Origin of the sequence: Burkholderia sp. KCJ3K979 (assembly GCF_016759955.1) — a bacterium.
GTDB lineage: Bacteria > Pseudomonadota > Gammaproteobacteria > Burkholderiales > Burkholderiaceae > Burkholderia > Burkholderia orbicola.
This window is the reverse complement of sequence record NZ_JACFYV010000230.1, coordinates 1-10,145: the sequence shown is the minus strand read 5'-3', so window position 1 is coordinate 10,145 and position 10,145 is coordinate 1. Positions and strand designations below refer to the sequence as shown.

7 protein-coding genes are annotated in these 10,145 nt (G+C 67.8%); 5 read left to right on the top strand and 2 right to left on the bottom strand.

From position 1 onward, the window contains the following. The first annotated feature begins 58 nt into the window (after positions 1-58). Genes H3O04_RS30295 through H3O04_RS30285 form a run of 3 tightly spaced genes read left to right on the top strand, consistent with a single transcriptional unit; the run spans position 59 to position 6,226 of the window. Positions 59-2,251, top strand: a complete 2,193-nt coding sequence (locus H3O04_RS30295) for a hypothetical protein (RefSeq protein ID WP_202589078.1) — start codon at positions 59-61, stop codon at positions 2,249-2,251. A 46-nt stretch (positions 2,252-2,297) separates the two neighbouring features. Further along, positions 2,298-3,764 (top strand): flippase, encoded by a 1,467-nt coding sequence (locus tag H3O04_RS30290; RefSeq protein ID WP_006479321.1) that lies wholly within the window; start codon positions 2,298-2,300, stop codon positions 3,762-3,764. Then, a complete protein-coding gene (locus H3O04_RS30285; RefSeq protein ID WP_012338476.1) occupies positions 3,761-6,226 on the top strand; it encodes a glycosyltransferase family 4 protein in 2,466 nt (821 codons plus the stop codon). Before H3O04_RS30290 ends, H3O04_RS30285 begins: the two co-directional genes overlap by 4 nt. A 382-nt stretch (positions 6,227-6,608) precedes the next feature. On the opposite strand, the gene H3O04_RS30280 is transcribed toward H3O04_RS30285, so the two are convergent. Further along, positions 6,609-7,784: an acyltransferase family protein gene (locus tag H3O04_RS30280; protein WP_074803838.1), complete on the bottom strand. Its 1,176-nt coding sequence runs from the start codon at positions 7,782-7,784 to the stop codon at positions 6,609-6,611. A 218-nt stretch (positions 7,785-8,002) separates the two neighbouring features. On the opposite strand from H3O04_RS30280, the gene H3O04_RS30275 reads away from it, so the two are divergent. Next, positions 8,003-8,146, top strand: coding sequence for a hypothetical protein (locus H3O04_RS30275; protein WP_006479318.1), 144 nt, complete (start codon positions 8,003-8,005; stop codon positions 8,144-8,146). Between the two features lie 230 nt (positions 8,147-8,376). Next, positions 8,377-9,264 carry a UTP--glucose-1-phosphate uridylyltransferase GalU gene (gene galU / locus H3O04_RS30270; protein ID WP_006482949.1) on the top strand — a complete coding sequence of 296 codons (888 nt, stop codon included), beginning with the start codon at positions 8,377-8,379 and terminating at the stop codon, positions 9,262-9,264. 372 nt (positions 9,265-9,636) lie between these two features. Here galU and H3O04_RS30265 read toward each other — a convergent pair. Then, positions 9,637-10,145 (bottom strand): acyltransferase family protein (locus H3O04_RS30265; RefSeq protein WP_442862853.1); only part of this gene is annotated, 509 nt, incomplete at its 5' end.

The following is a 10,145-nucleotide window of genomic DNA, read 5'->3' as shown; positions in this document are numbered from 1 at the left end:
CCGGTCGCTGTTGCATCGAGTCTGGAGAAGCGCATTGCGACGTCTGATTCTGGTTGGCATGACGGTATGCGCGGTGCTGCTGACGAGCGCCGCGCCGGCCGAAACGGTGTTGCCCGCGACGACCTCGTGGATCGGCAACACGTTCGGCTATGGCGATGGCACATGGACGCAGATCGACATCCGCGCGATCGCGGTGACGCCCGAGGGCAAGGTGTATACGAATGCGCCGTGGGACGAGAGTGGCGCCGAGGCGAGCGTCTACCAGGACGGGAAGATGCTCGGCTTCGCCGGCGGCACGCACGGCTGGGGCAATCTCGGCGGCAGCGCGATCGCGGTGAACAGCAAGTACGCGTATGTCGCGATCGGTGTCGGCAACGAGCGCGGTCACCTGCAGTCGCCCGGCATCTGGCCGGACAAGGGCAAGCAATGGTTCGGCATCTCGCGGCGCACGATTGGCGACATGAAGCAGCCCGCGCCGTTTCGCGCGGCGCCGCAGGTCGCGCCGGGCGGGCGCGCCGATACCGGCCGCGCACGGATGGCCGCCAGCTTCATGATGATGAACGAGGTGCCGGCGCCCGCGCGCTCGGAAGTGGGCGAGGCGAAGGCGGAAGTGGGCGGCCTCGCGGCCGACGACAAGACGCTGTTCGCGACCAATCCGTCGCGCGACGTGGTGGATGTCTACGACGCGGAGACGATGCAGCAGAAGGGCACGTGGAGCGCGCACGAGCCGGGCCGCATCGCGCTCGCCGGCGACGGCACGCTGTGGCTGCTGACCGATACGCTGGGCGGCCCTGCGCATCTCGTGCACGTGCGGGCCGACGGCCGCAAGCTCGACGACGCGCCGGCGCTGCCGGAAGGCACCGACGCGGTGGACGTGGCGGTCGACGCGAAAGGGCGCGTGCTCGTCGCGGACAACGGGCCGCGCCAGCAGATCCTGATCTTCTCGAAAGGCGGCAACGGCTATGCGCCGTCGGGCACGCTCGGCGAGCGCGGCGGCATTTTCGCGGGCCCGGTGCCGGGGCGGCCGGGCCCGCAGCGTTTCAACGGGCTGACCGGCGTCGGCGTCGACCGCGCGGGCAACATCTACGTATCGATGAACGGGATCGGGCCGCGCCACGACACGATCGGCGCGGGGCTCGGCGCGGTGCTGGAAAGCTACACGCCGGACGGCAAGCTGCGCTGGCAGGTGCAGGGGCTGCTGTTCGTCGACGGCGCGTGGCTCGACCCCGCGCGGCCGAACAGCGTGTACACGGGCAACAAGCGCTTCGAGCTCGACCTGTCGAAGCCGCCGGGCCAGGACTGGAAATACGTCGGCTTCCTGTCGAACCGCTTCAAGTATCCGGACGACCCGGTGTTCCATACGGACCAGTATCCGGGCATGCCGATCGCGCGGCGCGTCGACGGGCGCACGTTCCTGTACCTGACCGACATGTACGCCGATCACCTCAAGATCTACCGGTTCGACGCGAAGCGCGACGGCGAGGTCGCGATTCCGTCCGGCCTGATCGCGGGCCGCGCGCGGCCGGTCGACAAGGTGCCGAACAAGCCGCCGGGCGGCGACTGGCTGTGGCGCGACGCGAACGGCAACGGCCGGATCGATGCCGACGAGTCCGAGATCAACACGACGGGCAAGGCGAAGGCGGGCGGCTGGGGCTGGTGGGTCGACACGAAGGGCGACATCTGGCGCACGAGCGACGTGCGCGGCATCCACCGCTTCCAGTACGGCGGCGTCGACACGGCCGGCAACCCGATCTATTCGTACGACAAGGTCACGACCTACCCGATGCCGCAGCCGTTCACGCAGCTGCGCCGCGCGATCTACGAGCCGCAGACCGACACGCTGTACGTGACCGGCTACACGGCCGACGCGCCGCCGCAGCCGGGCATCAACAAGGAAGTGGGGCGCGTGCTGATCCGCTTCGACAAGTGGTCGACGGGCTCGCCGGTCGCGCGCTACCAGGTGGCGCTGCCGTGGAAGCTCGATGCGAAGCCGATCTTCGACCTGATCGGGATCACGGTCGAGGGCCGCTACCTCTTCACGGTGGAGCCGGTCGGCAAGATCCACGTGTACGACAAGGAAACCGGCAAGGAAGTCGGCGTGATGAGCCCGGGCGCCGAGGTCGGCAAGGCGTCGGGCTGGGTCGACGTGCCGTTCGGTATCAGTGCGTTCCGGCGCGAGAACGGCGAGTACCTGGTGTTCGTCGAGGAAGACGCGCGCGGCAAGGTGCTCATGTACCGCTGGAAACCGTGACGGGCGGCGCGCCGTCGTCGGCGTCAACGTCACACAAGGCTAAAGCATGGACAAAGGCATACTCAAGAACGTTTCGATCAACTTCATCGGGCTGATCCTGCCGACCTTCGTGTCGCTGGTGACCGTGCCCGCGTACATCCACGCGCTCGGCGTCGAACGCTACGGCGTCGTGAGCCTCGTGTGGACGCTGATCGGCTATTTCGGGATCCTCGATCTCGGGATGAGCATGGCCGCGCAGAACCACATCTCGAAGGCGCTCGCGAGCGGCAACGCCGACGAAAGCGCACGCGTGTTCTGGAGCGCGTTCTGGCTGAATCTCGGCACCGGCATCGCGGGCGGGCTGCTGATCTATTTCGGCGCGTTCGTCTACACCGCGTATTTCACGAAGGTATCGGCCGCGATGCAGCACGAGGTGTATCTCGCGCTGCCGTGGCTCGCGCTCGCGATTCCGCTCGCGAACGTGTCGTGGGTGTTCGCCGGCGCGATCAACGGCGCCGAACGGTTCGGCGTGTTCAACACGAACCAGACGATCGGCACGTTCCTGTTCCAGCTGCTGCCGCTCGCCGCCGCGTGGTGGATCGCGCCGAACCTGCAGACGGTGCTCGCCGCGGCCGTCGTCGCGCGGCTGATCGCGGCGGTGATGCTCGGGCAGGCCAGCATCAAGGTGCTCGGCATCCGCCGCATCGATCCGCCGCAGTGGGGCACCGCGAAAGGGCTGTTCAATTTCGGCGGCTGGATGCTGATCGCGAGCACGACCAGCATGATCGCCGACACGCTCGACCGCGTGATGCTCGGCGCCGGCATGGGCGCGAAGTTCGTCACCTACTACACGGTGCCGCAGAACCTCGTCACGCGCCTGAACATGCTGCCGAATGCGTTGGTGCGCACGCTGTTCCCGCGGCTGTCGGCGGTCGGCCGCGATCATGCGGATACCCTCGCGCGCCAGTCACTCGAATTCCTGAACGGCGTATTCACGCCGGTCGGCATCGTCGCGATCTTCGCGCTCGCGCCGTTCCTCACGCTGTGGGTTGGCGCCGATCTCGCCGCGCATTCCGCGCCGGTCGGCCGCGTGCTGGTGATCAGCGTGTGGCTCGTCGGCCAGGCGAGCGTCACGCGCATCCTGATCCAGTCGCAGGTCAACCCGGCCCGCGCGGCATTCGCCGGGCTCGTCGAGATGCCGTTCTTCGTCGGCGGCCTGTGGTTCGGCATTCATCACTTCGGGCTGATCGGCGCGGCGGTGGTCGTCGCGGCGCGCGCGCTCGTCGACTACGGCGTGCTGCTGTACCTGTCGGCGATCCGGATGCGCGCGATCGTGCTCGACATGCTCGCCCATCTCGCCTTCCTGCTGGCGAGCCTGTTTCTGGCCCAAGCCTGGTCGGGGCTCGGCGAGTCGATCGGCATGTGCGCGGTCGTGCTGGTGCTGAACGTCGCGTGGTCGCTCACGATGACGCCGGGATTGCGCGCACTCGTGCGCGACCTGTTTGTCCGTCTCAATGCGAGGAAAACCATATGAATCGCGATCTGGCGGAACACGCCGTCCTGAATCTCGCCGCGGCCGATGCCGCCGTGGCCCACCCGGGCGACGCCGCGCTGCACCGCGCGGTGCCGGCCGAGCGCGCGGGCGCGCGGCAGCCGGCGCGTGCGCTGCGCGTGGCGATCGTCCACGACTGGCTCGTCACCTATGCGGGCGCCGAGCGCGTGCTCGAACAGATCGTCGCGTGCTTTCCCGACGCGGACCTGTTCAGCCTCGTCGATTTCCTCGACGACCGCGCATTCGTGCGCGGCAAGCCGGTGACGACGTCGTTCATCCAGAAGCTGCCGTTCGCCCGCACCAAGTACCGCAGCTACCTGCCGCTGATGCCGCTCGCGATCGAGCAGCTCGACGTATCCGAGTACGACCTCGTGATCTCGAGCAGCCACGCGGTCGCGAAGGGCGTGCTGACCGGACCGGACCAGGTGCACATCAGCTACGTGCATTCGCCGATCCGCTATGCGTGGGACCTGCAGCACCAGTATCTGGAGCAGTCGAACCTCACGCACGGGCCGAAATCGCTGCTCGCGCGGATGATCCTGCACTACATCCGCAACTGGGACACGCGTACCGCGAACGCGGTGGACGGCTTCGTCGCGAATTCCGCGTTCATCGCACGGCGCATCAAGAAGGTCTATCACCGCGACGCGGCGGTGATCTTTCCGCCGGTCGACGTCGACGCGTTCTCGCTGAACGCGGTGAAAGAGGATTTCTACCTGACCGCGTCGCGGATGGTGCCGTACAAGAAGATCGACCTGATCGTCGAGGCGTTTTCGCGCACGCCCGAGCGCAAGCTCGTCGTGATCGGCGACGGCCCCGAGATGCAGAAGATTCGCGCGAAGGCCGGCCCGAACGTCGAGATCATGGGCTACCAGCCGTTCGCGGTGCTGCACGACCGGATGCGGCGCGCGAAGGCGTTCGTGTTCGCGGCCGAGGAGGATTTCGGGATCTCGGTCGTCGAGGCGCAGGCGTGCGGCACGCCGGTCATCGCATACGGCAAGGGCGGTGCGCTCGAAACCGTGCTCGACCCGCAATCGAACCTGAACCCGACCGGTCTCTTCTTCGACGAGCAGACGCCACACGCGATCGTCGCGGCCGTCGACGATTTCGAGCGTGCGCCGCAGCGCTTCACGCCTGACGCGTGCCGCGCGAACGCGGAGCGCTTTTCCGCCGACACGTTCCGGCGGCGCTTTCTCGACTACGTGGAGCAGGCGCTGCCCGGTTCGACCGCGCAGCGCGGCACGGCCGCCCCGCTGCCGGCCGCGCGCGGCCCGGCGACGCTCGTGCTCGACCAGAGCGGTGTGCTCGGCGGCGCCGAGCTGTCGCTGCTCGAGATCATGAAACACATGCGCGCGAACGCCGACGTGCTGCTGTTCGCCGATGGTCCGTTCCGCGCGGCGCTCGACGAGATCGGTGCGCGCGTCGACGTGGTCGAGCAGGGTGCGCTCGCGGGCGTGCGCAAGCAGGGCGGCGTGTCGTTCGGCGCGGTGAAGCAGCTCGTGCGGCTGGTGCGCGACGTCGCCCGGCGCGCGCGCCGCGCCGAGGTAATCTACGCGAACACCCAACGCGCGATGGTGGTCGCCGCGCTCGCCGGGCGGCTCGCGCGCAAGCCGGTGGTCTGGCACCTGCGCGACATCGTCAGCACCGATCATTTCGGCGGCAAGCAGTTGAAGGCGATCAAGTATTGCGCGCGGCTCGGCGTCACGCGCGTGATCGCGAACTCCGACGCTTCCGCGCAGGCGTTCCGCGCGCTGACGGGCTTCACGCCGCAGCACGTCGACGTGGTGTTCAACGGCATTTCGGCCGAACCGTTCGACGCGCTGGAAGGCGTGAGCCAGGCCGCGCTGCGCGCGCGCCTCGGCTTGCCCGCGGACGCATGGCTGGTCGGCTCGTTCAGCCGCCTCGCGCGCTGGAAGGGGCAGCACGTGCTGCTGGAGGCCGCCGCGCGGCACCCGGACATGCACGTGGTGCTGGTCGGCGCGCCGCTGTTCGGCGAGGACGACTATGCGGCGCAACTGCACGAATTCGTCGCGCAGCACGGGATGGACGAACGCGTGCATTTCCTCGGGTTCCAGCGCGACGTGGCCGCGTGCATGACGGCGGTCGACGTCGTCGCGCACACGTCGATCACGCCGGAGCCGTTCGGGCGCGTGATCGTCGAGGGGATGCTCGCGCGCCGGCCGGTCGTCGCGGCGCGGGCGGGCGGCGTCGTCGAGATCATCGAGGATGGCGACAACGGGCTGCTTTGCGAGCCGGGCAACGCGGCCGCGCTGGCCGATGCGCTGGCGGCGCTCAAGCGTGACCGCGCGCTGCGCGAGCGGCTCGTCGCGAGCGGGCGTGCGACCGCGGTGCGCCGGTTCGGGACCGAAACCTACGTGGAGCGGGTCGAGAAGATCCTCGCGGATACGGCGAAGGCCGCCAAGGCCGCGAACGCGAAGAAGTAGCAGCCGGCGCGAGCCGGCGGGAAACGAGCCCCCATGCGGCGTTGCGCTGCGCGGGGGCTTCGCTTTTCGGCGGGCGAGGTGTCTGGCCCGGGCAGGCGGGCGGATTTGCGCCGCGAATCCGCGACGGGCGCGAGCGTGGCCGACCGTCATCTGAAACCGGGATCGGGGCCATCGGCAACGTGAAGCGGGCAGGCGACACCGTTGCAGTCGTGCCGCGGCAACCCCGCAGAGACGGCTTACGCGGGTCGTGGCGCGGTCGGAGAGCGGCAGGCTGCCGTTCCTTGTCGAACCGGCCCGCGACCGCGTGCCGGCCGTGAAAAAGCCCCCGCGCAGCGAGACGCCGCGCGAGGGCTTCGAGACCGGACGGGCCGGCCGGCTTGTGTCAGACGGCCTGTTCGGGCGTCGAGGCGACGACGCGGGCGGCGCGGGTCGGCTTGAAGCTGGCCGACCACATCATCGCCGGTCGTTCGAACATCCGGTAGAACAGGTACGCGACCGGAATCGCGACGGCCATGAACGCGAACGACGGCCAGATCGACAGTTGCAGTTCGGAGTGGAACAGCACCGAGCCGAGGCAGACGAACAGCGGCAGGTGGACCAGGTACAGCGAGTAGCTGAAATCGCCGAACCAGCTCAGCACGCGCAGCGGTGGCGTCGGGCGCGGCGGGCGGGCGAGCGCGCGGTACAGGAAGCACGCGAAGCCGGCCGACCACAGCTGGAATGCGCCGTACTGGCCGACATGGAACGCGCCGCAGCCGGCGGCCAGCAGCACGGCGGCCGCGACGTACCACGCGCGCGACGGCACGACGGCCGTGTCGCGTGACTGCTGCGCGCGCACGTCGGCGATCCATGCGCCGATCGTCCAGGACAGCCAGTACGACGTGAAGAACTGCAGGTCGTGCCGTTCGAGCAGCCATGCCGACGCGACGTTGACGAGCGCGACCGTGGCCACGACGGCCGGCATGCCGATGCGCCGGCGCAGCGCGAACAGCAGCGGATAGATCGCGTAGAACTGCACTTCGAGCGAGAGCGTCCACAGCGCGCCGTTCGACCCGTACGTGTAGCCGGCGACGCCCTGCAGCGAGAACAGGTTCACGAGGAACGCGACCAGGCCGACGTCGCGAATCTTGTGGCTGACGGGCTCGATCTGCAGGCTGACCGCGTCGAGCGCGAGCGTGAACAGCAGCGCGGCCAGCAGCACCGGGTAGATGCGCGCGAAGCGGCGCACCCAGAAGTTCGGCGCGTCGAGCCGGTACGCGGGGTTCGCCGCGAGCTTGAGCGCCGCGTTGCGGTGGATGCAGTAGCCACTGATCACGAAGAAGATCGGGACGCCGGCGGAGCCCCACGCGAACGGGAAGGTCAGGTAGCCGGCGATCACGCCCGGGCTGAGTGCATGACCGTAAGCATGATGGAAGCTCTGCATGCCGACCCAGACGACCTGGCGGCAGTGGAAATAGGCGACGAGCAGCGCCGCGAAGCCGCGCATCGCGTCGATCACGTGTTCCTTGTGATCGGCGACGGGCGGCGCGGCCAGAGACGATCCGCTGAAAGCTTGCATGCGATTCGATTCCTTGCGACGGATGGACGGGAAGTTTCATCCAATCGTAATGCGCAAGAATTCGGTCAATGAATAAAAAAATCTCGCCCGGAAATATCGGTATTCCACCTCATGGATTTATCGCGACCCGAAAGCGGTTCGCCGAGGGGCGCGAATTATTTGCCGATTTTTTTCTGATAGTTTGAAAGCTCCAGTTGAGTGATGCAAGGAGCGGCAAGATGGACATGCATTGGATCGCGAGCGCTGCAGTACTGCTGGTCATGGCCGTGCTGTCGGCGTACCGCGAGGCGCTGAAGAACGAACCGATCCGCCCGGGCCTCGAGCGGGGCGGCGTGCCCTATATCGAGGAATTCGAATCGTAAGAATTTGTATCTGGAAAATCGGTAATTTGTTTCTGCTTCGGCAATCGGTTCGGCAATATCGACCGGATTGAGACGATTATATTTTTTCCGGAATAATTGGGCAATCAGTTCATATCGAAAATGAGCGGAGCGGAATTGGCAGTACCGTCGATTCTCGATATGCCGTTCGGAACACAATCGCGCCGGGTCGCGGGTCGACGCGGCGCAGTCAACGCTATCAGGATGCGAACATGTTGAAAGTCACCAAGGCCGTGTTCCCCGTTGCCGGTCTCGGCACGCGGTTCCTCCCGGCAACGAAGGCGAGCCCGAAGGAAATGTTGCCCGTCGTCGACAAGCCGCTGATCCAGTACGCGGTCGAGGAAGCGATCAACGCCGGTATCACCGAGATGATCTTCGTCACCGGGCGCAGCAAGCGCGCGATCGAGGATCATTTCGACAAGTCGTACGAGATCGAGGCCGAGCTCGAGGCGCGCGGCAAGGAAAAGCTGCTCGAGCTCGTGCGCGGCATCAAGCCGAGCCACGTCAATTGCTTCTACGTGCGCCAGCCGGAAGCGCTCGGCCTCGGCCACGCGGTGCTGTGCGCGGAGAAGCTCGTGCACGGCGAGCCGTTCGCGGTGATCCTCGCCGACGACCTGCTGCACGGCGAACAGCCGGTGCTCAAGCAGCTCGTCGACGTGTTCGACCACTATCACAGCTCGGTGATCGGGGTCGAGACGATCCCGCGCGAGGACAGCCGCTCGTACGGCGTCGTCGAAGGCCGGGAATGGGAAGAGGACATCATCAAGCTGTCGGGCATCATCGAGAAGCCGGCGCCGGAGGATGCGCCGTCGAACCTCGGCGTGGTCGGCCGCTACGTGTTCATGCCGACGATCTTCGATCACCTGCGCAAGCTCAAGCCGGGCGCGGGCGGCGAACTGCAGCTCACGGATGCCGTCCAGTCGCTGCTCGCGAACGAACAGGTGCTCGCGTATCGCTACTACGGCACGCGTTTCGACTGCGGCAGCAAGCTCGGCTATCTGAAGGCCACCGTCGAGCTCGCGCTCCAGCATCCGGAAGTGAGCCGCGAATTCGAGGCGTATCTGCGTACCTGCTTGCCCGCGCTGGCTGCCGTCGCTTAAAGCGGCCGCGCGCTCCGTCGTTTCAGGTGGTGGTTGTTCCGTTGGCCCCGGCCGCTCGCGCGCCGGGGCTTTTTTGTTTTTGCGGGCGCACGAGCAGGGTGCGCGACGTCTCGGTGTCGTGCCGCGAACGGGCGGCAGGCGGTGTCCTGCGCTGCGCGACGCATACCGACGAGGCCGCGCGTCGCGCGTGAAACCGGTGCGGAAGCACGCGCCGCGTGACCGGAGCGGTGGAGGGGGTGCGCGGCATGCACGACACTCGCACGGGTGTCGCGCGATGACGCAGCGTCGGCTGCCATGCAGCCGGCCGTCGGGTGTCGCCGATATCGAAGCGTTCCCGTCCGGCTTGCGCCGTACGCCGCTTCCGCGTACCGCTCAGCGCGGCGACGCGCTCGGCTGCGTGGCGAAGTGCCGGGCCAGCAGCGCGGCGATCGGCTTCTTGAAGTCGAGCAGCCGCTTTTCGAGATAACGCCAGGACAGGTGCGCGAGCAGCACGGCGAGCGCGAATTGCAGCATTTCCGGCAGCGTGTCGCGGACGATCTCCGGCATCGGCACGTGCGCGAAGGATGCGGGCAGGGCGCCGAAGCGCGCCGGAATCAGGTTGTGGAACAGGTAGAAGCCGTAGCTGATCGTGCCGAGATAGGCGAGCGGCGCCCAGTCGAGCAACGCGACGACGGGATGCTCGGGCGCGCTGACGATCCACAGCATCAGCGCGGCGAGCGACGCCGACAGGCCGAGATCCGCGAGCCCCGCGACCGCATCGGGCAGCGCCGTGAACGCCGGCAGCACGAGGAAGAACACGACGCCTGCCGCGCCGAGCCAGCCGGGCGGCACGCGGCGCGCGGCCGTCGCGCCGCGACCGGCGAGCGCCATCGCGCCGACGC